Below are 24930 nucleotides of genomic sequence, written 5' to 3'. Positions count from 1 at the left end.
ATGAGAATACGTTATGCTCAGAATATCCCAGATGACGCTTCGCGTCGCCTCTGAGCGGCGAGGCCTGCGTCAAATCTCAACCGAATGTCCTTCAAGGCATCGGCTCTCTTCTTGTAAGCTCTCGTACCGCCTACAAATTGCCGAGCAATTGCGTCGATCTCCGGTAGCCTGACTTGTTTATCAGTCTGTAGTTCATCAAAAACTAGGTCAAAGCGGGATGGATCATTGTGGCTCTTCGCAAGCATATCTACGTAACGTGATACGACATCTTCGTCTATCTGCTTCGCAGTCCCAGCTTTCTTTGCTGGCCCATCACGCTTTTCAAGAAGTTTGACAAGCTGTGTAATCGAGAGCTCGTCCACTGGGCCGAGACCTTCGATGAGTTTTTCGATCTCAGATACCGTTGTCTTGTTAGCCTGTGCTTCTTTCAGTGTTTTGGCGAAGCTCAACAACAGTTTGCGTAGTTCTGAAACCTGCATCGCTAAGGATCTCCGGTTCAGTTTCGACGGGCATCCCGACACTTCTAAGGATGTGATCGCCGAGGTGTGAGAACATCTCATGTATTACGGCATTGTTCGGACTAGGGTTCGGCTCAAAAATTGCCAGATCGTCGCCCTCGATGTGAAGAAGGGCCACCTTATGCATGATCGGCAGGTGATCGAGAACGACGACGGGTTCGACATTGCCGTAGAAGTGATTGACCCGGCTTTTGTAATTCCAATGAAGCTCGTCCTGAAGATAGGATAAAGCCTTGCTTTCGCGATCATTATAACCGCTGCGTTGGGCAACTTTCGAAGGAAGAACGCCCAGCATCTTGAAGCCCAGGCCTAGCTTGTCGCGGAAATCTAAAAACATCTCCACGGAACGAAACACCGCTCGGCTGGATACGGTATCGAGGATGGTTGGCATCAGGACATGCGTCGCAGCACAAAGCGCGTTGGCGGTAGCTGCGCAGATGCGAGGTGGCGTATCAATGATGATGATATCGTAAGTATTTTGAATTTCGTCGCTTGCAAGATAGGCCTGCGTATTGAACCGGATATCGTCCTTCCTTGCTCCGGTCAGCCACTGATAGACCAAGCTACTGTCTATACGACTGAGATTTGCTTCAGCAGGATGAATGGCGCTTGTCTGAAATGACCGACCCAGACTGTGGGGCTTGGTGATCTCCGCTGGGGGCTTCTCACCTCTCAGTATCTCGTGTGCCGAAAAGGTCAGTTGATTGGGATCAGCATAGGGCACGATATCCGTGAGCGACCCTTGATAATCGAAGTCGATCAGGAGAACGCGATATCCGGACTTGTCGAAATATGCGGCCAGATTGGCGGCAATCATCGACTTGCCAACGCCGCCCTTGTAGTTCGCAACCGCGATTATCGGAATCGTATTCTTTAAGCGGTCGGCATATTTCTTATGCGCGTTCCGAGATGTGCCTTTGCTCCAGAACGCCTCGGGATCGACGAGCACTTGGTGGATCTTTTCCCGGATCGCTTTCTTACCCCAATAGTATGCATAAAATAATGCACCACAGAGGCCGACAACGATGGTGACCGCCTTAATCCAATAAAGAACTCCGGCCCCTAAATAGACATCGAGAAATAAAGCGTCCGCGACCTTTGTAATTAGCTCCAAAAAAGTCTTGAGAACCAATTCAAACACGACCCCCCCACCAAACGCATAAAACTATCAGTGGCAAGATAATTCATCTGAGGTGCGGATCAAGAACCTCTTGGCAGGTATCCACCGAGGGAAGGTTCTGACTAGGGACGCTGCGGAAGCTTCTCCAATGTTTTGAGCTAGAATCTAGAGTAGAGCAGCCCTAATCCAGCGTGATTGCTAATCCGCTCAGGTCTGCGTTCACTAGCAATCCAACCTGCCGTCCGGTCAGTTCCAGCACAGCGCCTTTCTGGTTGGTCAACACAATCGCGCGCGCGCCATGTCCGACCGCAAGGCCCGCTCCTGCGGCGCCGTAGACACCAGCAATGTCTGACGGGCGATCAATGTTTCTTACCCTGCCGCGCAGTACCGTCTTTGAGCCGCCGAACACTAGCCCGTAGTCCAGACCGCCGACCGACAGCGCGTAGCGCCTCCCGTGAAAATTGAGAGTGCCACTCCCGCCGGAGCCGCCGATAATCCATCCTGCCTTGTAGATCGTCAGTCTAACGGTTCCGCTGTCTGCGTAGCTTGCTGAGGGCAAGCTCACAAAGGCAATTATCGCGATGAGCAGTGTGCGCATGGCCCACAAGATCTTCATTGGGGACTCCTCCTCGTGTTCCAGAAATGGCGCGTGACGCGGAACGAATCGCATGTGTTTTTTCTAGTCTTGGAATGAGGAGGCAAGATGTTCTGTGCTCACTGAGCAGAACATGTCTTTGGTCACAACCGAGTAGAACCTCCCGGAGTTGTCTCTATATCTGGACCACAGACTATACGGTGGGCGATGGCGAACATAACGACAGAAAAGGCGAACATCGCCATAAACCAAACCTGCCACATACCGTAGCTCGCCAACCCCATGACCGATGCGCTCGCAAACATCGCGAATGCAGGCGCGCGTACCCTACGGTCGATTGAACGAACCGCACCCAAAACCGCCACACCGGCAACCGCCAACAGCGCAGCGCCGACAGCCCCCAATTCAAACCAAGTCTGCAGAAATACATTGTGGGCATGGCGCGATAACGTGCGCTCGATCTTTTCCCCTTCGGCATTGTTCGTCGTCGCGCGCATGCGCGGGCCGAGAATGTAGGTCATGTTGGTGCCGATGCCGATCAGCGGATCGTGTTGCAGCACCTGCTCAGCGGTGTGGTTCCATATGATGATGCGGTGTTGAGCCGAACGCTGCAGCCAAGATGCGTTGTGAAGATCGGCCTTGTGCGCGAGCATCGCAGCCGGCAGGACGAGCAGACAGCAAGCCACCCACCCTACAGCCATCAAACGGTACGTCCATGTGTGAGATATGCGTGCAAACGCGTAGCCAAACAGGCCGATCACCACCGCCAACTTCGATGTCTCATGCGTCGACAGGAAGATCACGACAATTGCCAGAGCAAGAAGGCCCAGGCTTATAGGCGTGCGCAGGCTGCGTGGCGCGGTGGCAAACGCCGTGACCGCCGCCGGCCACATAAGCAGTGAAATGGGCGCGGTGTTGCGGGTTAGATCGACCGGCGAAATCGCGATAATGCGGCCGTCCTCCCACTTGAAATGACGGAGAGGTTTGATCGACTCCGGCCCCAAGCCGATCGTATTGTAAATCCACATCTTTAGGGACTGGTCACTTAAGAGTTCGATCAAGAAATATGTTAGCCCGATCGACAACCCCATCCAGACCCCGTCCGCAAGGTGAAGCGCGTTCATTGTGCCTTCGCGCCGGATCAGCCGATACATGACAAGCGTTGCCAGCAGTATGAAGAGAGTGAGGCCGGACTTTGCCAATACGAGAGTGGGGGACTCAGCCCAAAACGCCGTGGCAGCGGCCCATAGCGCAAACGCACTCAAAGCACCGGTCAGGACGTCGCAACGTGGCAAGCCATAACGCAAATGCCCAGACAAAGCGGCAGACGTGAGCAATGCGATAAAAACGATGCCGAGCAGAAAAGGAAGCGTGCGGGCACTGACGAGTGAAACGATGACGGCGACGAGAATGACAGTCCCCAAAGCCGCACTGGGTAAGCGGTTCGCAAAGGGGCCGCGGACGGCATCGCTTTCGCTTGAATGCATGTTGCTTTCACCCTCAGTTGTCGCCCGTATGCGAGCGCCCCGCGTCATTAAGCACGTGACTGGCTCTGCGACAACGGGCTCTATACGTGACTTGCCGCGGCGCGCCGATCCGCTATTATCTGGCCTCCAAATATCGCTATGTGCACTTTATTTCGGTCACCTATGCGAGCCGTGCTGCTGAGCGCGGTGAAGTTTTTATTGGTGTGGCAAAGACGCCCGCTCATTAGTCAACGAAAGCCCCTTCGCAATTGAAAAAGAATGCCTCAGATTCACAGCCGCTACCGGCGGCTGAGCGCCCTGATCGTCGTGAAGCTGAAGACGCTATCCGTACGATTCTGCGTTGGACGGGAGAAAATCCGGAACGCGATGGCCTCATAGAAACGCCATCGCGCGTTGTGCGTGCGTTCGAGGAGTATTTCCGGGGGTACGCAGAAGACCCGGAGGCCATCCTCCAAAAGACCTTCGAGGAAATTGAAGGCTACGACGAGATGATCGCTCTGCGCGGCATCCGTTTTGAAAGCCATTGTGAGCACCACATGGCGCCGATTATCGGTCATGCCTGGGTTGGTTACATTCCCAACGGTCGCGTCGTCGGGATTTCAAAACTCGCACGGATTGTCGACGTCTATGCGAAGCGCCTCCAGATCCAGGAGAAAATGACGGCGCAGATCGCCAATGCGATCCAGACCGTTCTGGAACCGCAAGGTGTGGGTGTTGTCATCAAGGCCGAGCATCATTGCATGACAACGCGCGGCATCCACAAGCCCGGCACGGACCTCGTCACAAGCCGAATGCTCGGTGTATTCCGCGACGACCCCAAGACCCGGCAGGAATTTCTTTCAATGGTCGACTGAGCCGGGCATTGCCTCCGGCTTATCGTAGTCCACGCCCACGAGGTAGAGCCCCGTGGGCGGCGCTACCGGTCCGCATGCCGCGCGGCGGCGTGCGGCCAACGCTTCGGCGACATCGGCGCGCGTCCAGCGGCCGGCTCCGACAAGCTTCAGCGTGCCCACGAGCGAGCGCACCTGATTGTGCAGGAATGAACGCGCAGACGCCGTTATGTGCACTTCCTCCCCCACACGCGAAACGCACAGCCGATCCAACGTTTTAACAGGTGACGCTGCCTGGCAGGCGGAGGCGCGAAAGGTCGTGAAATCGTGGTGGCCAACGAGGCACTGGGCAGCGTTATGCATAGCTTCCGCATCCAACCCGACGGGTAACCACCAAACCCGGTTGCGGTCGAGTGCCGGTGGAGCCCGACGGTCCAATATTCGGTAGAGATAGTGACGCGCGGTGGCGCTAAACCGTGCATCAAATTCAGGACCGACCTCTACACATTCCAAGACTGCGATTGGATTTGGCCGAAGCAAGTGATTGAGCGCTTCGCGGATGCGGTAAGGATCTTGTTCACGCGCAAGGTCAAAGTGCGCAACTTGCCCCAGAGCATGCACGCCGGAATCCGTGCGGCCAGCCCCACGGATGCTGACGGTTTCGCCGCAGAAGGATGCTATTGCGGTTTGCAGGCTCGACTGCACAGTCTTGCCCACGGCCTGCGTCTGCCAGCCGACAAACGGCGTGCCGTCGTATTCTATCGTAATGCGGTATCGGGGCATTCAGGTCGGGCCGTATAACGGGAAGGGGCGCAATCCCTATCGCGTCGACCGCGGTTGCTCAACCCTCGTCATAAAAGACGCGTGTTCTTAGTAGTCGCTGCTACGGCGGGGATCGTTGTAAAAGCCGGGATAGTCGTACACATTCGTTTCCCCGACACCGAGCGCGAGCGGCGTTCTCCCATCCGGGTTGATGATGACGTGCCGATCAGGCGGCAGCGGCCGGAATACGCGAACGCCAGCTTCCTTGGTAACGACGGCACCATAGTAAGCACGCGGTTCGATGCGGGTCGTATGAGATTGCTGCGCCAACGCTACGGGTGCGATCAACGCAGATGCAGCCACGAGCGCGGCAATCGCAAATTTACTCGACACATCAATTCTCCCTAGCAATGCGCCTGTTATTGCTCACTAAACTACAAGCGGCATGCATTTGCCAGAGCTTCGCGGGGCATGCTTAATACACGTTACGGGAGGCGCGTGCCGGGCGGCAGACTGAAGCCGCGCAAGAACTCCGATGCGGAGCAAGGGCGCTTACCCGCCCGCTGAACCTCCAGCATCTCCACCGCGCCGTCACCGCAGCCAATCGTGAGGCCTGAACCAAGTACCTCGCCCGGAGCGCCGTTCTGGCTGACCAAGCGCGAACGCAACGCTTTCACACGTTCGCGCCGGCCTTCGCGCTCGACCTCGAACCAAGCTCCCGGAAAGGGGGATAGCCCTCTGATCTGATTGTGTATCTCAATCGCAGAACGGGCGAAATCGAGCCGCGATTCAGCCTTGTCGATCTTTGCCGCGTAGGTAATTCCGTCGTTGGACTGAGGCGCCTCGCTCAACTCCCCACGCTGGAGCGCCGCCAGTGCGCGGACCATCAGATCCGCGCCGCGTTCAGCAAGCACGTCGTGCAGTTCGCCCGCTGTCATTTCATCGCCGATCGTCACCGGTGCGCTCATGCATACTGGTCCGGTATCGAGACCTTCCTCCATGTGCATGATGGCGACGGCGGTTTCTCTGTCGCCAGCCATAATGGCCCGCTGAATCGGCGCTGCTCCGCGCCAGCGCGGTAACGCGGAGGCGTGCAGGTTGAAACAGCCGTGGCATGGGGCAGACAGAATTGCACCCGGCAGCAGAAGGCCATAAGCGACGACGATGGCGGCATCTGCTTTGAAGTCCTGGAACGTGCTTAACGCTGCGTCATCACGCAGGCTTAGCGGCGTCAGGACCGGAATGTCCCGGCCTGCGGCAAAGGCGTGTACCGGCGATGGCCGCTCATGCATCCCGCGACCAGCAGGTCTCGGAGGCTGCGAATAAGCAGCCACAACATCGTGCCCTGCCGTCAGAATTTCCGACAACGTTGGCACGGCAAAATCGGGCGTGCCCATAAAGATGATGCGCACCTTGCTGTCCCCACTTCGATGTCTGTTCGATTGTCCACGAACTCGCCTTGCGACGGCGGTCCGAGCGCTTACGAGGTCGTCACGCTACGCTGCTGCTTGCGGAAACGGCGAACGATTATGTCCCTCTTCAGCCGCGACAGGTAGTCGATGATCAATTTGCCATCAAGATGATCGAGTTCATGCTGGATCGCCGTCGCCAGCAATCCCTCAGCTTCAAGCTCCTGCTCTCTTCCATCCCGATCGATGTACTGGAGCGTCAGGGAACCCGGTCGTTCGATCTCCACATGCACATCCGGGATTGATAGGCAGCCTTCCTCATGTACGTTTGGAGTGTCGCCGAAATGGACAATCTTAGGGTTGATCAGGCAAAGCGGCGCGGGTGCGTCTTCGTCTCCGACATCAACCACCACAAGCCGCTTGGGCACGGCGACCTGGATAGCGGCCAAACCGATTCCGGGGGCGGCGTACATAGTTTCCAGCATATCGTCGGCGAGGCGACGCGTAGCATCATCGACCTGCGTAATAGGTTCAGAGACCACGCGCAGTATCGGATCCGGAATTTTTATAATTTCCAACTTTGCCATAGTAATTTGAAATACGCATTCGCCGATGCTTGGTCAATCGGCACACTGAGGGGACAATGTCGCGGTCCGTTATCTTGAGATGTATAGGGCGCGACACGTGGCTATTGCAATGGGCGCTCGGGGCATGGCTGGCGAGGGCGTGCCAAAGCCTCACGGCCTATCAAACTCAGGATTTTGACACCCGCTCTCACTGATCCCACAAGCGTTCCGGAGATCTTCGATATCCCGATGCGGCGGCGATATTGGACTGGCGCTTCTAGCGTGCGCAAACCTAGCTGTGCCGCTTTAACCTGCATTTCGACGGTCCAACCGTAGTCGCGATCCGCCATGGCCAGTCTCTCCAAGACCGAACGCTTAATCGCGCGAAATGGTCCAATATCGGTAAATCGTGCCCCCCAGATTAGTCTGATCAACCACGTCGCCAGCCAATTACCGAAAATTTGCTGAGGCGTCAGGGCTCCTAGCTCCCTACGCCCGAGCGTACGCGACCCGATGACGAGTTCTCCTTCATCCGCGATTATTGGATCAACCAAGCTCGGCATATCTTCAGGGTGATCGGAATAGTCACCGTCGAGGAAAACGATGATGTCACACGGAGGCAAGGCACCAATCCCGGCAAGACAAGCCGCACCGTAGCCAGGTTGCGGTTCTCTTATGACGCGGGCTCCGGCAGCACGGGCAACATAGGCCGTTCGATCTCGTGATCCGTTGTCCGAGACGACAATGGCGTCGACCCAGCTGGGAATAGCGGCAATGACTTTACTAACGGCCGCTTCTTCGTTGAGCGCCGGAATAACAACGCCGACAGCGTAGCCGTTACGCATTCGCATCTCCCAGCGCAGGTCCGCACAAACGCGGCTATTACTTTCGAGGCGCACTCGTGCGCGGCCGCATCGTACACGAGCCATAGACATGTAGGGTCCCGAAACGCTGCGTACACCCCATAGTGTGCTCTTTTCATTCTGCGTTTAGGCAGCTGGCTAATGCCTTTGCTGTATCGTGGCAGGGATGCCAGCCGATGCCCTGCAATTGGGCTGCATCGACGACAAGGTCCGCGTTGAGCCGCTGCCATTGGCCTGTACGCCCAGCCAGCCGGGCCAGACTCGCGAGGATTCCCGCTGGGATCGGGACCAATCCGGGGCTGCGGCTGAGGCCGCTACGCAAAGCCGCCAGGATCTCAGGCACGGTGGCCGGTTCTTCGTCCGCGACCAGGAAAACTCGCCGGCTGGCCTGCGGACTGGTCAGCACATGCCGGACTGCGGTCATGAGGCTATCTATGTGGAGGAGCGAGCGGCGTCCCGCGACGGTCTTCAACGGCAACGGGATCGGAAGGCGGGCGAGCCGGACGAGCGCGGCCATGTTCCCTTTCACGCCTGGGCCATAGACGACCACTGGCCTGAGTGCCACCCAATCCGTCCGGCTATCGGCCAGCTCTTCAGCAAGTGCTTGTTCTGCGGCGAGCTTGGAGCGGCCGTACGCATCTGTTGGATGAGGAGGCGATCTTTCCGTCAGGACACCTTCCGCGGAAGGGCCGGATTGCGCGCGCACAGAGGACATGAGCACGACCCGGTTCAGGTCTGCCTCGCGGGCAGCAATCGCGAGGGCGCGCGTGGCCTCACAATTCACAGCCATATACTGGCTTTCGGGAATTGTACTGGTCGCATGGGCGATGCCTGCGAGATGGACCACGTGGGTCACGCCGCCCAACAGGGCGTGCCAATCGTGCGGCTCCGACATGTCGGGCAACGAAACGATGTCCAAGTCTGGACGGGCCGAGATCTGAGATACGTCACGCGCAGCGGCGCGGACTTCGAAGCCATTAGCCAGAAGGCTTTCGGTCAGAAAGCGTCCAATGAAACCTGTAGCTCCGGTAATCAGAATACGCGGCGGCATGGTGTTGTCGAAATCCAAGAGCTTATCGACGACGCTATAGACGGCTCATTTGAGCCCGCCTCAATGCAGCATACGAGACAAAGGCGGCCAGGCCTTCTCCTCGCCGTCCTGATCGGCTTCAGGGGGAAGCACGGGCCCGGGCTGATATCCTTCTACCGTGCGCATCAACACTGCGCGGATGGCATCGAGATCCCGCGTCTTCATGGCTTCCTTCAAACCATCCAGCTCATGCCAGAGCTCGTTCGATGGCAACCAGGGCTCTCCGGAACGCATAATGCGAGGATGTTCCGTCCCGGTCGTATTGGCGCCGAGCAAGAGTTCTTCGTAGAGTTTCTCGCCCGGGCGCAGGCCGGTGTAGACGATCTCGATATCGCCACCAGGGTTTTCGCTACTCCTCGGATCGAGACCCGCGAGGCGGATCATAAGGCGTGCAAGGTCGTCGATCTTGACGGGGTCTCCCATATCCAGAACGAAGACTTCCCCGCCCGTCGCCATGGACCCTGCCTGGATGACCAGTTCGGCCGCTTCTCTGATCGACATGAAATAGCGGATGACATCGGGGTGGGTCACCGTCAGCGGTCCGCCCTGCTTGATCTGTTGCCGGAACCTGCGAACGACCGATCCAGAACTGTCGAGCACATTTCCGAAGCGAACCATCGTAAAGACGGTGTTGACGTCCTCGTCCATGGCATGCGCCTGCAGGACAAGCTCAGCAAGGCGCTTGGTAGCTCCCATAACATTCGTCGGACGAACCGCCTTATCGGTCGAGATCAGCACGAAGCGTTCAACGCCCAAATCCCGTGCGGCATCAGCCATAACGGCGCATCCGAACGTGTTGTTGCTGATCCCAGCAACAATATTTTGCTCCACGATAGGCACGTGCTTATAGGCCGCTGCATGGTAGATTGTCTGGATATCGTAGCTTGATATCGTGTGGCGAACGAGCCGTTCATCGAGCACGGAGCCCAGCACCGCGACCAGTTCTGTATCCTCGTATTGACCCGGGTTAGCTGCGATCGTCTCTCGAATTTCGAGCTCAATCTCGTAGAGGGCCGGTTCCGAAATATCCATGAGCACCAAGCGCTCCGGCGACTGCTCGAGAATTTGCCGGACCAATTCCGACCCGACCGACCCACCAGCCCCCGTTACCAGAATTGATTTGTCGCGAATGACGCGCGTCAACAATTGAGCATCCGGTGGTACGGGTTCACGGCCTAAGAGATCTTCGACCTCCAGAGGGCGGACATCCGTAATGCCGACTTTGCCAGACGCTATCTCATCGATCGCAGGCACGATCTTGACCACAACGGGGTAGTTTTCCAGCTTCTGGACAATCTGTCGGCGCATGCCGCGCTGCGATTCAGGAATTGCCAACAGCACTTCCTTGATGTCGCGGCGTTCAATGAAGAAGCCCACCTTCTCCGGCCGATAGACTTTGAGCCCACCGACGTACTGACCCCACATGGACGGCTCGTCGTCGATGAAACCGACGGGCTCGCGGTCGTAAACCCTGCGGCGCAGCGCAGACAGCAGCTCGACGCCCATTTGGCCCGCGCCATAGATGAGCACGAGCTTGCGATTCATATCGATTGGCAATTTTGGAATGGTAATGCCAATGCTTTGCAGGAACAGACCCGCAATCTGGCGGCTCGCACTTACCGCAAGCGCTCCCAACACGCCATAAACCAGGATAACCGTGCGTGGGATGCCGTGCTGTCCGAGCATAAATACAGCCATTGCCCAAATCAGCATCGACAGGGCTGCACACAAGAAAATGCGCAGCATGCCACGATAGCCGATGAAGCGCGTCACAAGCCTGTAAAGCCCGAAGGACCCAAAGGTGCCTATCGTGATGGCTGGCCCCAAGAAGAACAACGCCGCTGTCAGCCAATCATCGGGAACGTAAAATGTCTGGTAGCGGACCGACATCGCGGTCCAGAGGACGGCGGTCAACAGCAGGAAGTCGCTCAAGACAAGAACCACCCGCTTTGCAGAGCGTGGCAGTTCAATGAGCCACTTGCGCACGTGAGCTGTGCGCGCGTCCTCGTTACCCTTGTCCGCCAATTTCTCCCCTCTCCACCCCGTCGCGCCCCTCGCGCGGTCGTATCCAGCTATCCATTACAGGCATGATTCAGCCCTTTAGATGCCCGTTATAAATACATGGAAAGCCCGGTGCACATGTATTCAAATTCCGTAACGGAATTCCCCTGTCAGTAACGAAACCACACTCCGATATCCACACTTTGATATCATCGCAAGGGCAGGACACGAGCCGACAGCGTTGCCGGAAGGCATCATTCATCCATTCGGCGCCGAATTCTGTGGCGAATCCACCAACTTCGAGGCGCGCGGGCGAGTTTAAAGGTCCCCGATACCGGCGCTTGCGTAATGTGATCGATGAGCCGGTAAGACAAGATTACCCCGATGCAGCCGAACACGATCCCCCCACCCAAGTTGCCAGCCAGCACCCCGTAGGCCCCAGCGATCTCGCCACCGATCCAGACCAATGGAATGGTCCCGATCGTGGCACGGCCCCAATTTAGCGCCGTCGAAACTTGGGGCCGCCCGAGCGTATTGTGTATGGCGTTGGACACAAACAAGGTGCCGAGGAAGAAGAAGAGCGGCGCCAGATAGTAGCAAAATATCAAAATGAGTTCGGCGGCCTGCCCCTCGGCTTTGAATGCCTGCACGATGAATGGCGCCAGGATCGCGAGCACAATCCAGGAAAATGTCGTGAAGGCCGCCGCGACGCATAATGCCAACGTCAAGGTCTGGCGCATCCGGTCTGGTTTTTTCGCTCCGAAATTTTGTCCGATGATGGGCCCTACGTTGCCGGACAACGCGAAGATTGCGCCGAATGCGACTGGCATGATGCGCCCAATAATGGCCCAGCCCGCGACTGCGCCATCCCCAAACCCCGACATCGCGGCCGTCACGTAGGCGTTGGCGAAGGGCGTTGCGATATTTGTGGCGAGGGCTGGGACGGCGATCATGGCCAAGGGACGTGCATCCGATACCATTGCGCGCCAGCGTGGCCGGCTCATCAAGCGGTGAACGCGGATCACCCCGTAAAGGCCAATACAGAGCATCACGAGGCGCGCAATAACGCTGGCGATGGCCGCTCCCTCGATTCCGAGACCGAAGCCGAAGATCAAAACAGGGTCAAGGATGACGTTGGCCACCGCACCGTAGAGCGTCACATTCATCGAACGCCGCGCATCGCCGACTGACCTGAGGACGGCCGTCGATGCCATCGCGACGGCCAGCGGCGGCAATGCGGGCACGAGGATTTCCAGGTATCTTGTTGCCAGTTCGTGAGTTCGGCCGGTCGCCCCCAGAAGCGTCAGTAAGGTGGGGATCAAAAACCAGATGATAACGGCAAGGATGGTCGCGACAATAAAGGTCCAACAGTGGGCACTCGCCGCAACGCGACGCGCACGCACGTAGCGTCCTGCGCCTATCGCGGGCGACACGAGTGACATCGTTGCAATGAGCAAGCCGAGACCGATAGAGATCGTGAGCGCTACGATTGAGCTGCCATAGCCGATCGCAGCCACGATGGCCTGATCGTTGAGCAGGCTGAGAAAATAAATGTTTGCGAGGTCGCCGACGAAAATTGCGACAAGCCCAAGTGCTCCAGCGCCTGTCATGACTAGGATGTGGCGCAAGAGGGAGCCGCTAACGAACTTGGGTGGCTCCACCGCGACACGGCGGGGCGGCACCCGCGGATGACGGGCCACCTCAGGCGTTATGGACTCCATTCCCTCGAACCGTTTCTTTATTTTAAGCCCGGCGGCAGGGTTGGCTACCAAGCGGCTAGCCCTGCTCGTCAGGCGACGAATTTTCGTTAGATGCGGCGACGAGATTTAATAGCGGCGGCCAGCGTGCCGTCATCGAGATAGTCGAGTTCGCCGCCGATCGGGACGCCCTTCTGAATTTCAGAGACGGCGACATTGGTTGGCGCCAATCTTTCTTTTATGTAGTGCATGGTGGATTGGCCCTCCACTGTAGCGTTGAGGGCAAGGATCACCTCTTTCACTTCGCCCGACGAGGCCCGTTCCAGCAAGCGAGGAATATTCAGATTGTCGGGACCGACACCATCCAAGGGCGACAGATGCCCGCCCAAAACATGATAAACGCCGTTAATTGCCGCGGCCCGTTCCAGCGCCCACAGATCTCCGACCTCTTCGACGACGACTACGACTGATCGATCACGACGTCCGTCACGGCACAGGCTGCATGGGGAAACCGTGTCGACGTTTCCACACTCGGAGCAATGGGTGATGCGGTCAACAGCGGCGCTGAGCGCATCGGCGAGCGGCATGAGCAAATCTTCACGTCGCTTGAGCAGAGATAGCGCCGCCTTACGCGCCGATCGCGGACCTAACCCAGGCAATCGGCTCAGAAGCTGGATCATGCGTTCGATTTCCGGGCCGGCTATCGCCTTGCTCATGCCGACATATGTCCTTCTTCATCCCCGACTCTCTCTAGCAAACGCGGGACATTGGCACGCCAGCGGCGCGCTGTCACGGAGGTTGGCAATCGCCGGAGCTCTCAGGCCGTGTCCCTATAATTTTATGCCCACCACGCCGAGACGCGGTGGGCATTGATCCTAGTCTTTCTTAAAGATCGCTTCCGCGATCAAAGACCATTTAGCGGCACCTTCAGGAAGCGCTTCCCTGTCTCATCGGCCTCGGGGAGATTGCCGCCGCGCATATTGACCTGGATAGATGGGATAATGAGCTTCGGCATCGAGAGGGTCGCGTCCCGCTCGGTCCGCATCTTTATGAACTCGTCCTCCGTCACGCCATCGCGCACATGGACGTTGTCTCGGCGTTCGGCTGCGACTGTCGTTTCCCAGCGGATTTCCCGGCCGTTCGGCCCGTAATCATGGCACATGAACAGGCGCATTTCCGGCGGGAGCGCCAGAACCTTCTTAATCGAACGATAGAGTTCGCGTGCGTCGCCACCGGGGAAGTCAGCGCGCGCGGTGCCTCCATCCGGCATGAAGAGCGTGTCGCCCACGAAAGCAGCATCGCCGATGACATGCGTCATACATGCCGGGGTATGGCCAGGGGTATGCATGGCGAACGCCGTCATGGATCCGATTTTGTAAGTGTCACCATCAGTGAACAACCTGTCGAATTGGCTGCCGTCACGCTGGAACTCGGTGCCCTCGTTAAAGACCTTCCCGAAAACGTCCTGCACGACGGTGATCTTCTCACCGATCCCGATTTTGCCGCCGAGTTCCTGCTGCAGATAAGGTGCCGCCGACAGGTGATCGGCATGGACATGCGTTTCGATTAGCCACTCAACCTTGAGGTTGTGCTCCTTCACGTAAGCAATAATCTCATCGGCGGACTGATGCGACAAGCGCCCCGCCGCGTAGTCGATGTCCATCACTGAATCTATGATGGCGCAAGCATTGGAGGTGGGGTCCTTCACGACATAGCTGATCGTGTTGGTGGCTTCATCAAAGAAGCCCTTCACCTCCGGTCGGACCGACAAATCAACTGGATAATCCTTAGACATCTGTTGGCCTTCCCTTTCAGTTTTATTGTTTCGACACCGATTGGCGGTCTGATTTTTCAAAATCTGTCGCAGGAATAGAATATATTCCCTCTAGTCCACGCGCAAACGTGGTTCAGGCCTTTACGCCGGTTGCGATGTGGTGCGTAAACGGCTCAACAGCCGGGCAAGCCCCATTCCGCCTACGAGCGCCGCGACAAAGACGAATGGTTCGATGCGTCCCAGGCCCAGGGCAGGAACTACACCACCTGGGCAGTAGCCGATCAGTCCCCATCCGAGCCCGTAGATTGCCGATCCAAGGAGCAGTTGGGCGTCAACATCTTTCCGGGTTGGGACGAGGAACCGAGGCTCCACCAGGGGAGTTCCGCGCGCGAACACGAGCCGGTAGCCAATAGCCGTAGTGAGCAGCGCAGCCGCCATAACGAGTGCCAAGCTGGGATCCCAAGTCCCTGCGACGTCGAAGAAGTTCAAAACCTTGGCTGGATTGATCATCCCCGAAACCGTGATTCCCAGGCCGAAAATTACACCGGCGAACAGAGCAGCGATGATTGGCATGGCTTAGGCTCCCACAACATGCCGGGTGACGAAAACCGTGACGAGAGCTACGGCCATGAACGTTGCCGTGGCGACGATCGAACGCGGTGAGACCCGTGCGATCCCGCAGACGCCATGGCCGCTCGCACAACCGGCGCCGAAGGTAACGCCCACGCCAACGATGAGTCCCGCCACCACGGTCTTGAGCAGATCTGGCGACAGCGTGACGTCCGGGAGATGTCCCATGAAAACCGCATAAAGCGACGGCGCGACAATCATCCCGATCAGAAAGGCGGCGCGCCACGACCAGTCCGAAAACGATTGAGGAAACGCCGCTCCCGACACGATGCCGGAAATGCCGGCGATACGTCCGAGAAACCACATGAGCATCGTTGCGCCTAGGCCAATTAGGGTTCCGCCTATCAAGGCCGAAACGGGCGTAAATTCCGTCATTACTATCAAAGCCCCTTTATCATCTGACAGCCTTCAATCGTCTGTCAGCATAACCGCTCGGCCCGGTGATCGGTTCGACATCGACACATGCAACCTCGTCGACCTCAGCAACGCCCAGCGCTATTTATATTCGTTTCTTTGAATGTATTTTCAAGGGGCCGCGAGATAGATCTCGTGCCTATCCCAAGGAAGTTATGGGATTGCCGTACTTTAAGGGCCGGACGGGGCGCTGCCCTAGAATGCGTTCCGGTAAGCCCGCGGGGATATGACGGTCCGAACGAGAATGTACACATCAAACGCAATCGACCAATTCTCGATATAGTAGAGGTCATGAACGACACGATTTTTCATGTCGTTCTCCGTCTCCGTCAGCCCCCTGAACCCATTCACCTGAGCCCATCCGGTGATGCCGGGTTTAACATTTAGGCGCTGCCCGTACCGTTGAATGCGCTCTTCAAAATGGCGGTCGTGAGCCACAGCATGGGGACGTGGCCCGACCAGAGACATGTCGCCGAGCAGCACATTGATCAGCTGGGGCAGCTCATCCAGGTTCAACTTGCGCAGATACCGTCCGATCCGCGTGACGCGGCTGTCGTTGCGTTGCGCCTGGACGACGGTGTCGCCGTCATCCAACGCTGTCATGGTACGGAATTTCCAGATCAGGAATTCCTTGTGATTGTAGCCGCGACGATGCTGCCGAAAAAAAACGGGGCCGGGTGAATCCCGCTTTATCGTGAGCGCGATGATCGCGAAAACTGGAAGCAACAGGATCAATGCCAATCCCGCCACCACGACATCGAGGCTTCGCTTGAGTAACGCCTGATAGGGCTGAAGCGGAGGATTGGACAAAGCAAAGGTTGCCGCCCGGCCGTAGTGCATCGAGCGTGACCGAAGAAGACGCGCCATCGGTGCCGGCGCTGCAAGCTGCACGGCAACAGGAAGTTCGATAAACCGCTCGGAAATGCGATCGACAAGTTCGATACGCGTCCAATCGACCAAGATAATCACATCCTCTATGGCACGCTCACGCGCGGTACGGATAGCTTGCGTCAGCGTCGCGGCAAGATCCTGATCTCCGGATATGCAGTTGTCGATATTCACACATGACGTAATGGAGACGCTGGTCCCGCTGCCGTTAATCTGGCGCATAAAGGCTCGTATCGGCTCGTCCTCGCCAATTAACATCAAACGCCTGCGCCCAACGCGTCCCTGGCGGATAGCCTGACGCACTGCGTACGATGTGAAGCTCGTCACCATCGGCAAAACCATTAATCCCGTTAAGTAGAACAGGATCAACCAGCCGCGGGAATAGATCGTCGTTGTTTTCGTGAGAAAACAAAGCACAACGAGCGAAATGAAAGCGTAGTTCCAGGTGAGAAAAACATCCTTCGGACGGCGAGCACCTTCAATTAATGCGTGTAGCCGGTAATCTCCCCGAAAGATGAATGGCAGCGTGACGATAAGCGCTATGAAGAGCCCGACGGCGGTTGCGTCCAGCTGTCTGCCCCACGTCCCGTAAACCGTGCTGTGATAGATGAGGTCGGTTGTGATCGACGTCGCGAGGATCGCGAGGATCTCAACCGCGCAGGCTAGCGTACCGACAGCCAGCCCGGAGAGGCCGCTGCGTGGCTCTGCACAATCGTCTGTATCAGGAGTGCTTTCAAAGCCTTCCTGGTTCACAGAAGCGTGAATGTTCATCTGTAATTCCCGCTACGCTAACACTGCGGTGCAACACCTGAACGACCAACACGCAAACATCGCGCCAACTCCCCGCGTGCTGATTTTCAGCAGCGGTTCGCGATTGTCTTGTCAAGTTCGAGGGCCACACACACAGTGCTGAATAACACGTTACGGAATTTGATCAATTGCGACATTCCGTTTTTCTATTTTCACTTTAGAAACTTACGTTAATTTGCTCATATTTTGTGCTGTCATTGAAATGACGTCTCCACTTGGAGTTGAACAGCCTCATGTGTTCCAGAATTCCGTGCATTTGCTGGCACGGTGATTGCTTCATCAGATCTGACAATCGCGTAGCAGAACAACTGTGAGCGGCTGGGCCGTTGCCAAGTGCCGCCATCATTGGGATGGCAGCAGCGGCACTCTTGGTGAGCAAATGCGTCAGAATGAGACACGGATCTGGGATGTCGTCGTCCGCGACCCTCAAGCGGGACATAGACCGTCGAATGTAAACGCTGCGGGACCGGCAGAGTCTTTTATGAAGCTCGACCCACGCGAGTTCGTCGGTCTTGCAAAACGGCATTGGCGCATGATTGGGATGACGACGATCGGCACAGCCGTCGTCGTCACCGCCATAGCGTTGGCTCTTCCTAAATATTATGAAGCCTCGACGCGGATGCTCATCGACCCGCGGGGCCTCGACGTCATTGATAAAGGTGTTACGCCTGGTCCGGCTACGGTAGAACAGGGGTCTGCGCTCGTTGAGAGCGAGGTTCATTTTCTCAGTTCTGACAGTGTCTTATCCAAAGTCATTGCCAAGCACAATTTGGTTGACGACCCTGAATTCAATGGGACGGATGGGGGGCCATTGTCCTTCATCACCGATAGCATCGCCACCGTTCGTGCTGGCGTCGAATCTGCTCTCGGTATGGAGGCTCGCAATCCACCTGCGGAACTGATTACGCTGCAGAGCCTGCGTGAATCGATCTTCGCCATGCGGGAACCAACCAGCTACACCGTCGATATCGGCATCGCGACCAAGAGCCCGCAAAAGTCGGCCGATATCGCCAATTGGATCACCGAGGAATACCTCACGACTCGTCTTAGCACGCGGGCGACCGCGACGGCACGGGCTGGGCAATCCCTCGTCGGGCGGCTCGATGAATTGCGCAATGATGTGGAAGTTGCCGAAAGCAAAGTCGAAGACTTCAAACGCGCGTACGACATTTTCACCGCTTCCGGTCAGCTCGTTACCGAACAGCAGCTCAGTGAGCTCAATACACAATTAGGAAACGCGCGTGCGGAAACGCTGCGCGCCCGATCCCGGCTTGAGCAAATCCGCTCTCTCGCATCTGCGGGCCTCGGCCCGGACGCAACATTAGAAGCTCTAAGCTCAGAGAATATCCGGCGACTGAGAGAGCAGTATGCGACGGTCCGTCAACGCCAAGCCGCGCTCGGCAGCCAACTGCTTCCGTCGCACCCGGCCATGCGGCAAGTCAGTCAAGAGGTGGCTATCGCCAAGCGGCAGCTTGATGACGAATTAAAACGTATCGAGCAGACGGCGCAGCTTGACCTTGATCGCGCCATGGGCAACGAGCGCAAGCTGGAAATCAAGTTGGCTGAGGCCAAAAAGATCTCGTCAGAAACTAATGATCGTCTCGTAAAATTGCGCGAGTTGGAACGGGAAGCCGAGGCACGTCGCTCAGTCTACTCCGCATTCCTCTTGCGCTCGCGTGAGCTGTCTGAACAGCAGCGCGTCGACTCGTCCATGGTGACGGTCATCTCTCCAGCCGTGCCGCCGCGCCGCCACAAGGGGCTACCGCTTGCACTGGTCGGCATAGCTGGTCTTCTCACCGGCCTTGGGTTGGGCGTCGGTGCCGCGCTGTGGCGCGATATTGCGGATAAGAAGCTGCGCAGCGACACGCAGCTCGCAACCTTATCGGACGGCTGGACCGTTGCGCCATTACCCAACGCAGCCGGAGTGTTTCCGCAGGATGGTCAAACGGCTTCAACCAATGACGATGACGGAGGCCCGGATGCGGCTTCGCGCTTGCGCGATTTTGCGAGCGAGATCCGATTTGCCATCGGGCCACATCGTGGTGCTGCTGTACTCGTTACGTCCGCAGATGCGGATAAAGACGCCGGTCTTACGAAATCCGCGTTCGCGGCTAATCTGGCTGTCGCTGCCGCAGAGGATGGCGATCGCGTCCTGCTCATCGACGCCAACCCTGATACTGCCTTGCTCAGCCGAAGGCTTCAGCTCGCCGATCGGAACGGGCTCATCGAGGTAGCCGAGGGCGATCTGGCGCTTGGAAAGGCTATCAACGCGAACGCTATCGGCTCGGTCAGTGTGTTGGCTCTGGGCAAACGACCACAAGGCCTGGGCGTTGCATTGGACCCGGAAGCAATTCGTAAGGTCATTGTGGCCGCGGAAGACGACTTCGATCTCATCGTTCTGGACGGCGGCATCCTGATGCGCGAGCGGTCCTTGCGGGGCCTCGTTTCACTGGCTTCGCAGATCGTTGTCGTCGCCCGGGAAGGTCAGTCCGACAAACCCCAACTTCGGAGCGCATTTCAGGCCTTGCATAAGTGGCATGTTGAAAAAGGGCGAGCCGTGATCGTGGCAGCCTAAGTCCGCGTCGAAACTTTGGATCCAAGAACACCTTCGATGGCCAGCGTCTATCCCACCTCAGTTCACCGCAGCGAGCCGGTTCTCACCGGCTTGCTGATCGGCGTCTACCTGATCGGATATATTGGGATCTCGACTGTCGATCAGCTCACTTCGCTGCGGTACGTGATGTACCTCGTTCCCGCGATTCTGCTCGTCTCACCGCTCGTTTCTCACAACACGAGATTGCAACCTAACATCCTCGCGCTGCTGCTCTTCTATTTGGCGCTTGGCGGCATCGGTTGGATGGTGTCACCCGGGCTGTCGGATTTCTTCCTGCGGGATTACATCATCATCAGCGGTGTGCTTGTTTGCTACGCGATTGTTCCCTACGTGCGGGAACAGCATATCCGCTTCATCTTCTATGTCTCGCTGGTGCTTTTTGCGTTTCGCTACGCCACCATCGACCACGGCGGGTTCAGCCTGCACTTTCTACGGTCGGCCTCCCTGTCTCAATCGTTCGACAGCAATGAAGGGCTGATTGGCGCGATCTACGTCATCTTCTTTTTCGCCATCGGCGCGCGGATTGAGACCGTGCTGGCTTTTGCCATGTGCCTTCTCGGGGGAAAGCGCATTGGACTTGCGGCAATGCTCGTTGGCGTTCTCACGATCTGGTTCTTACTGAGAGCACCGAGTTTGAACCGACCAAAGGCACGGTTCGTCATCTTATTGCTTGCATTTGCAGGATTGAATGTGTTGTCCGTTTATCTGGTTTGGATTGTGGAGACAGTATTTCGAGCCGCGCACATTACGGTGCCCATCGAAGAGTTCATGGCCGGCCGCTACAAGATTTCTTCTGCGATCTATCATGAGATGTCTGCCCGTCCGATCCTGATGTCTCTGTTCGGCTCAGGCGCGGGTAGTGCCGATACGATCACGGTTCAGGTCACGGCAGGCGGTGTGCCGCTCACCCACAATGACTGGCTCAAAATCCTGGTCGACTACGGATCGATCGGCTCGATCGTGCTGACCATTGGCTTGGCTGCAATCTTCGCCACGTCAGCATTAGCCGCTGGATTAGGACTCGCCACCGCTGTGCTGATGATGACCGATAACGTCATGATCTATCTGTTCTATCAGATACCAGTCGCACTTATGATTGCGTTCGCGCTCTCTTGGCGGCCATCGCGCGCTTACGGGTAAGATTGAGCATCAAGTGCGGGCGCTGCCGCTGATCCACTCGCGGAGACTGGCAAATACGAAACGGGGAGCCTGAAGGAGATATCGCCGCCACAACCGACGCGGTTCACTGGCCAGGCGATGCGCCCACTCCAGTCCGGAATTTTGCATCCAGACGGGCGCGCGCTTTACACGATCCGTATGAAAGTCGAAGGCGGCACCAACGCCAACGAGGGTCTTGCCTGGAAGGTCTGGACGATGCTTCAGCATCCAGGCTTCCTGCTTGGGGCATCCCAAACCGACCCAGACGATATCAGGGGCGGCATCATTGATACGTTGCAGGGCAGCTTGCGTTTCGCCGTCCGTCAAAGGCCGGAAGGGTGGGCAGTCTGTTCCGACCACTTTCAGTCCCGGGTAACGTGTTCTCAGCTTTTCGGCGAGCACGTCCGCGACACCTTCCGCGCCGCCGTAAAAATAGTGCGTCCAACCGGTGGTTAAGGAACGCTCGCAGACAGCGAGCATAAGATCAGGACCGCACACGCGCTGCGCTTTCGCTGCTCCATAGAGACGTGAGGCCCAGACAACCGGCATGCCATCGGGAACGACCATATCGGCAGCATTGAGCGCCTCCATATGCGAGGCGGTTTCCTGGGCCCTCATGATGCTATGCACATCACTGGCGCACACGTAGCGGCTTTCCCTTCCAGCGATCCACCTGCCGATGGTATCCACCGCCTCCGACATCGTCGTTACGGCCACCGGCACACCTAGAATTAATTTGTGCGGCAAAGACTTAACGGCCACAGCTTGGGGCAGAGGCATGCGTTTGGACAGCATTCTGAGTTTCACTTACATGTTTCAAGGGTGGCATCGGGATGCGCTCGACCTCGCTCCCCTGAGGTCGGCTCCAAGAAACCAAATCTGAAACGATTTGTATCGAATGGTTCGGATCTTGCTTAAGAAGACCTGACGGGGGCCAGCCAGTCTGATCACTGTCTATTTCGACACACTTCATGGCTCCGGATTCATCTGGGCCAGATGCAGGGACATGCACCGATTGTTCGCACGTGTACGCAGCATTAACCTGTTTGATCTGATCCGCCGTAGCGAGCGGATGATCAAGGCTGTCGGCTATTCGGTAGGCGCGCAGGCGCTGTCTTCTGCGGGCAACCTCGTCGTGTCGGTGCTGTTGTTGCGGTTTCTGCCCATTGCCGAATTTGGCACGTGGGGACTGCTTTATGTGATCGGCGCTTCCAGCGCAGCGTTCACCTCGTCGATCACGGGCCTTGTGTTCCATCTGTGCGTACCGCGTTTCGCCCGCATCAAGCGCGTATACGAATGCGCTTACAATGGTCTCAACCTCATCACCGTTACCGTGGTCTCGCTGTTGTTCAGCGCGGCGACGTTCGGTTTCGTGCCAGTCAAAGAAACGATTGGCTTTTTCGCCATCCCAATTTTCGTCTTTGCACTCACCACGGTCGAGAACATCAAGCTGCAGGCGACCGCGAACAATCAGCACCAAGCCATGTTTTTCATCGAGGTTGCACGGCAGATTGTCCTCGTCGGCGCCGTCGCCTACCTCGGTTGGAGCGGACATATCGACGTCTATCTGCTTCTTCTCGTCCACGGGGTAACAGGCTTAGCTGCAAGTGGCGCACTCATGGTGTTGCTGCGATGGCGCGCGACTTTCAACCGCCTGGCTTGGGTGTGGCATACTCACTTCTTCTATGCACGGCATCTGCTGCCGTCGGTACTCATCTCCTTTTTTCATATCGACGCCGTGCAGCTTCTCGTCGCGCAAAGGTTTGGCTTGAACGCGACGGGGCACCTGCGCGCGGCAGAGCTGCCTTTCAGCACACTCAATCCCGTCAAACAGTCTCTGAATTACTTTTTGCCGCGCGCAATCTATCAACTCGAAAACGACTCCGGCATCGACCGCAGCAAACTAGTGCCGCTGTTGGCCGTTGGCGCTCTGTTGGGCACCGTTGCCGTTGCCACGACCCTTTGGCTTATCGCTCAGCCGCTCTATCCATGGCTTACCAACAAAGAATATCCGGCAGACCTCGGTTTCATGTTTGCACTGGCACACGTGGCGATGATCATTCATTCGCTGACCAGCCACTACCTCAATACGGTACGCAAATCGCGTGCGATCATGCTTCAGTCGGTCTTTGGAGGCATCGCCGCGATGAGCACCTACTTTGGGACCCAATCCTTCTTGGGTGAAATGTCAGCGCCGTTGGCTATCTTCGCAGCCTATCTCGTTATGGCGATACACGGCATCTACGAAATCCAGCGCCACGTCGCGGAACCCGTATTCCAAGCCTAGCAGCCGGACATCTGGGTGGCCGCCACTCTAGTGCCTTTGCGATTTTTCGATCTCAACTTCGTGGAGGAACACCCGTGATCGTTCGCCGTGTTCCAAATCGGGGCAGCAAGTAGTCGTTAGCTCTTAGCCAAGCTGCCCCGACGTTTACGGCGCTGGACGAATTTCTCCAGATCCCCCGAAACTACGGGTATTTGTGAGGCCACTGATTGTTCTAGGTACGCAGATCCTTAGGTCGCAAGTTAAGGCCCGGTTCTTGCTGTGCCATAGCCGCATGCGAACGCCTTTACTCTGTGGGTGTCTCGCCAAGGCTAACGCGCTAAATGGCGGAAATTTTGGGGACCCTAATGCTTAATAGACTTCGCGGGGCTGAAGATCTTCTTTCTGAGCCTGCGGTGGAAGCCGAAGTCGACGGATATCGCGCCGAGCGCGTGCTCGATGAGTACGTTTGGGAAGATTTGCTCGCCCGGCATCCGCTGCGCAGCGCCTACACTTCGTGGGGGTGGGGTGAATATAAGCGCGGCTCGGGATGGAACGTCGAGAGGTTTCGAGTTGTCGATGCGGCCGGCGTAACGCGCGCGCTGTATCAGACACAAACCCAGAAACGCTGCGGAATTCGACGGGTGCTTATTCAGGGCGGACCGTTGTTCTTCGATTGCGAGACCTACAGCAAGATCTCCAAGATCGTGGAGGTCATGCTCAAGCAGATCGATGTGCGATGGAACGTGGTCATTGGCATCAATTTCTACGGCTTTCGCACCGATGAAACGGTCATGGGGATCCTCGCCTCAGGGTTTGCGCCGATCCTCAACCGGAGGAACTTCACACTAGTGATGGATCTGTCCAAGGGGTTGGATGACGTGCGCGCTCAGCTCAATCAGACTGCACGGCGATACGTCAAACTTGGGCTGAAGAACCCAAAGCTCAGTTGCGATATCGTGCGCGGCGCGCGCGAGCGGCGCGCCGCCATAGACCGGCTTGCCGCCATGTATGACGATCTCGCCACTCGAAAGAACTTCGAGAAGGGTTTCAATACGAGCGCGTTTCGCAAGATCGTCGGGGATGACGATCGATACGTTATCGCCGAGGCACATGTCGATGGCGAAGTGGCTTCCCTTTACATTGCACATCAGGCTGCGAAACGCATGATCGGTCTGGTCGCCGCCTCCAACGAACTCGCGCGTGCGAACGAGGCAAGCTATCTCGCGATCTGGACGCTTTTCGAATACGCTTGTTCGGAGGGGCTAACCTCCTTCGACCTGTCGGGCATCGATCCCTTCGGCAACTACGGGACATTCCAGTTTAAACGGCGAATTTCCCGCAAACTCGAGCAATCCGATCCGCTTTGGCTCTACTGCAAAAATCCGGTTTTGCGTAACGCGGTCACGTTAGCGCTGACCAGATCCTGAGAGTATCGGAC

23 protein-coding genes are annotated in these 24930 nt (G+C 57.1%); 5 read left to right on the top strand and 18 right to left on the bottom strand.

Annotated elements, in window-relative coordinates:
• Positions 1 to 17: 17 nt before the first annotated feature.
• From YBN1229_RS09040 to YBN1229_RS09025, 4 genes are all read right to left on the bottom strand, one after another.
• Entirely contained in the window at positions 18 to 449 is a 432-nt protein-coding gene (locus tag YBN1229_RS09040; protein WP_046478062.1) for a hypothetical protein, read from the bottom strand.
• Positions 412 to 1659 (bottom strand): ParA family protein, encoded by a 1248-nt coding sequence (locus YBN1229_RS09035; protein ID WP_046478061.1) that lies wholly within the window; start codon positions 1657 to 1659, stop codon positions 412 to 414. The genes YBN1229_RS09040 and YBN1229_RS09035 overlap by 38 nt, the downstream gene beginning before the upstream one ends.
• Positions 1660 to 1819: 160 nt before the next feature.
• Positions 1820 to 2254 carry a hypothetical protein gene (locus tag YBN1229_RS09030; protein ID WP_046478060.1) on the bottom strand — a complete coding sequence of 145 codons (435 nt, stop codon included), beginning with the start codon at positions 2252 to 2254 and terminating at the stop codon, positions 1820 to 1822.
• A gap of 122 nt (positions 2255 to 2376) precedes the next feature.
• A complete protein-coding gene (locus YBN1229_RS09025) occupies positions 2377 to 3720 on the bottom strand; it encodes an O-antigen ligase family protein (RefSeq protein ID WP_052743808.1) in 1344 nt (447 codons plus the stop codon).
• A gap of 248 nt (positions 3721 to 3968) precedes the next feature.
• Between YBN1229_RS09025 and folE the strand changes: the two genes are divergently transcribed.
• Positions 3969 to 4574 carry a GTP cyclohydrolase I FolE gene (gene folE / locus YBN1229_RS09020; protein ID WP_046478059.1) on the top strand — a complete coding sequence of 202 codons (606 nt, stop codon included), beginning with the start codon at positions 3969 to 3971 and terminating at the stop codon, positions 4572 to 4574.
• Here folE and truA read toward each other — a convergent pair.
• From truA to YBN1229_RS08955, 13 genes are all read right to left on the bottom strand, one after another.
• A complete protein-coding gene (gene truA, locus YBN1229_RS09015) occupies positions 4560 to 5333 on the bottom strand; it encodes a tRNA pseudouridine(38-40) synthase TruA (protein ID WP_046478058.1) in 774 nt (257 codons plus the stop codon). The two genes, folE and truA, sit on opposite strands and share 15 nt — an antisense overlap.
• Before the next feature lie 87 nt (positions 5334 to 5420).
• Positions 5421 to 5705, bottom strand: coding sequence for a hypothetical protein (locus tag YBN1229_RS09010; RefSeq protein WP_046478057.1), 285 nt, complete (start codon positions 5703 to 5705; stop codon positions 5421 to 5423).
• A 92-nt stretch (positions 5706 to 5797) separates the two neighbouring features.
• The gene (fmt, locus tag YBN1229_RS09005; RefSeq protein ID WP_432264129.1) at positions 5798 to 6724 is read right to left on the bottom strand and encodes a methionyl-tRNA formyltransferase; all 927 of its coding nucleotides are present in this window, start codon (positions 6722 to 6724) and stop codon (positions 5798 to 5800) included.
• A 68-nt stretch (positions 6725 to 6792) separates the two neighbouring features.
• Positions 6793 to 7308 (bottom strand): peptide deformylase, encoded by a 516-nt coding sequence (gene def / locus YBN1229_RS09000; protein ID WP_046478056.1) that lies wholly within the window; start codon positions 7306 to 7308, stop codon positions 6793 to 6795.
• Between the two features lie 101 nt (positions 7309 to 7409).
• The gene (locus tag YBN1229_RS08995) at positions 7410 to 8132 is read right to left on the bottom strand and encodes a glycosyltransferase family 2 protein (protein WP_046478055.1); all 723 of its coding nucleotides are present in this window, start codon (positions 8130 to 8132) and stop codon (positions 7410 to 7412) included.
• Between the two features lie 133 nt (positions 8133 to 8265).
• Positions 8266 to 9219 (bottom strand): NAD-dependent epimerase/dehydratase family protein, encoded by a 954-nt coding sequence (locus YBN1229_RS08990; RefSeq protein WP_244466797.1) that lies wholly within the window; start codon positions 9217 to 9219, stop codon positions 8266 to 8268.
• A gap of 42 nt (positions 9220 to 9261) precedes the next feature.
• A complete protein-coding gene (locus tag YBN1229_RS08985) occupies positions 9262 to 11265 on the bottom strand; it encodes a polysaccharide biosynthesis protein (protein WP_152024969.1) in 2004 nt (667 codons plus the stop codon).
• A gap of 230 nt (positions 11266 to 11495) precedes the next feature.
• Positions 11496 to 12962 (bottom strand): MATE family efflux transporter, encoded by a 1467-nt coding sequence (locus tag YBN1229_RS08980; RefSeq protein ID WP_076605304.1) that lies wholly within the window; start codon positions 12960 to 12962, stop codon positions 11496 to 11498.
• A gap of 86 nt (positions 12963 to 13048) precedes the next feature.
• A complete protein-coding gene (recR, locus tag YBN1229_RS08975; RefSeq protein ID WP_046478054.1) occupies positions 13049 to 13654 on the bottom strand; it encodes a recombination mediator RecR in 606 nt (201 codons plus the stop codon).
• Between the two features lie 188 nt (positions 13655 to 13842).
• A complete protein-coding gene (locus tag YBN1229_RS08970; RefSeq protein ID WP_046478053.1) occupies positions 13843 to 14733 on the bottom strand; it encodes an MBL fold metallo-hydrolase in 891 nt (296 codons plus the stop codon).
• Positions 14734 to 14853: 120 nt separating this feature from the next.
• Positions 14854 to 15285, bottom strand: a complete 432-nt coding sequence (locus YBN1229_RS08965) for a DUF6691 family protein (protein WP_046478052.1) — start codon at positions 15283 to 15285, stop codon at positions 14854 to 14856.
• Positions 15286 to 15288: 3 nt separating this feature from the next.
• The gene (locus YBN1229_RS08960) at positions 15289 to 15717 is read right to left on the bottom strand and encodes a YeeE/YedE family protein (RefSeq protein WP_046478051.1); all 429 of its coding nucleotides are present in this window, start codon (positions 15715 to 15717) and stop codon (positions 15289 to 15291) included.
• Between the two features lie 234 nt (positions 15718 to 15951).
• Entirely contained in the window at positions 15952 to 17415 is a 1464-nt protein-coding gene (locus tag YBN1229_RS08955; protein ID WP_052743807.1) for an undecaprenyl-phosphate glucose phosphotransferase, read from the bottom strand.
• A gap of 349 nt (positions 17416 to 17764) precedes the next feature.
• On the opposite strand from YBN1229_RS08955, the gene YBN1229_RS08950 reads away from it, so the two are divergent.
• Both YBN1229_RS08950 and YBN1229_RS08945 read left to right on the top strand, forming a co-directional pair.
• Entirely contained in the window at positions 17765 to 20029 is a 2265-nt protein-coding gene (locus tag YBN1229_RS08950; RefSeq protein WP_046478050.1) for a GumC family protein, read from the top strand.
• 36 nt (positions 20030 to 20065) lie between these two features.
• On the top strand, positions 20066 to 21208 hold the full coding sequence (locus YBN1229_RS08945) for a hypothetical protein (RefSeq protein WP_046478049.1): 1143 nt from the start codon (positions 20066 to 20068) through the stop codon (positions 21206 to 21208).
• A 9-nt stretch (positions 21209 to 21217) separates the two neighbouring features.
• On the opposite strand, the gene YBN1229_RS08940 is transcribed toward YBN1229_RS08945, so the two are convergent.
• Complete coding sequence (locus YBN1229_RS08940) at positions 21218 to 22021, bottom strand: WecB/TagA/CpsF family glycosyltransferase (protein ID WP_197540900.1); 804 nt, start codon at positions 22019 to 22021, stop codon at positions 21218 to 21220.
• A 211-nt stretch (positions 22022 to 22232) separates the two neighbouring features.
• Here YBN1229_RS08940 and YBN1229_RS08935 point away from each other — a divergent pair, with 211 nt between their 5' ends.
• Positions 22233 to 23513, top strand: a complete 1281-nt coding sequence (locus tag YBN1229_RS08935) for a lipopolysaccharide biosynthesis protein (protein ID WP_046478048.1) — start codon at positions 22233 to 22235, stop codon at positions 23511 to 23513.
• Positions 23514 to 23857: 344 nt separating this feature from the next.
• Positions 23858 to 24919: a lipid II:glycine glycyltransferase FemX gene (locus YBN1229_RS08930; protein ID WP_046478047.1), complete on the top strand. Its 1062-nt coding sequence runs from the start codon at positions 23858 to 23860 to the stop codon at positions 24917 to 24919.
• Positions 24920 to 24930: the final 11 nt, after the last annotated feature.

This window comes from Candidatus Filomicrobium marinum (assembly GCF_000981545.1).
Lineage (GTDB): Bacteria > Pseudomonadota > Alphaproteobacteria > Rhizobiales > Hyphomicrobiaceae > Filomicrobium > Filomicrobium insigne.
The sequence above is the reverse complement of the archived record's forward strand: the minus strand, read 5'-3'. Positions and strand labels throughout refer to the sequence as shown.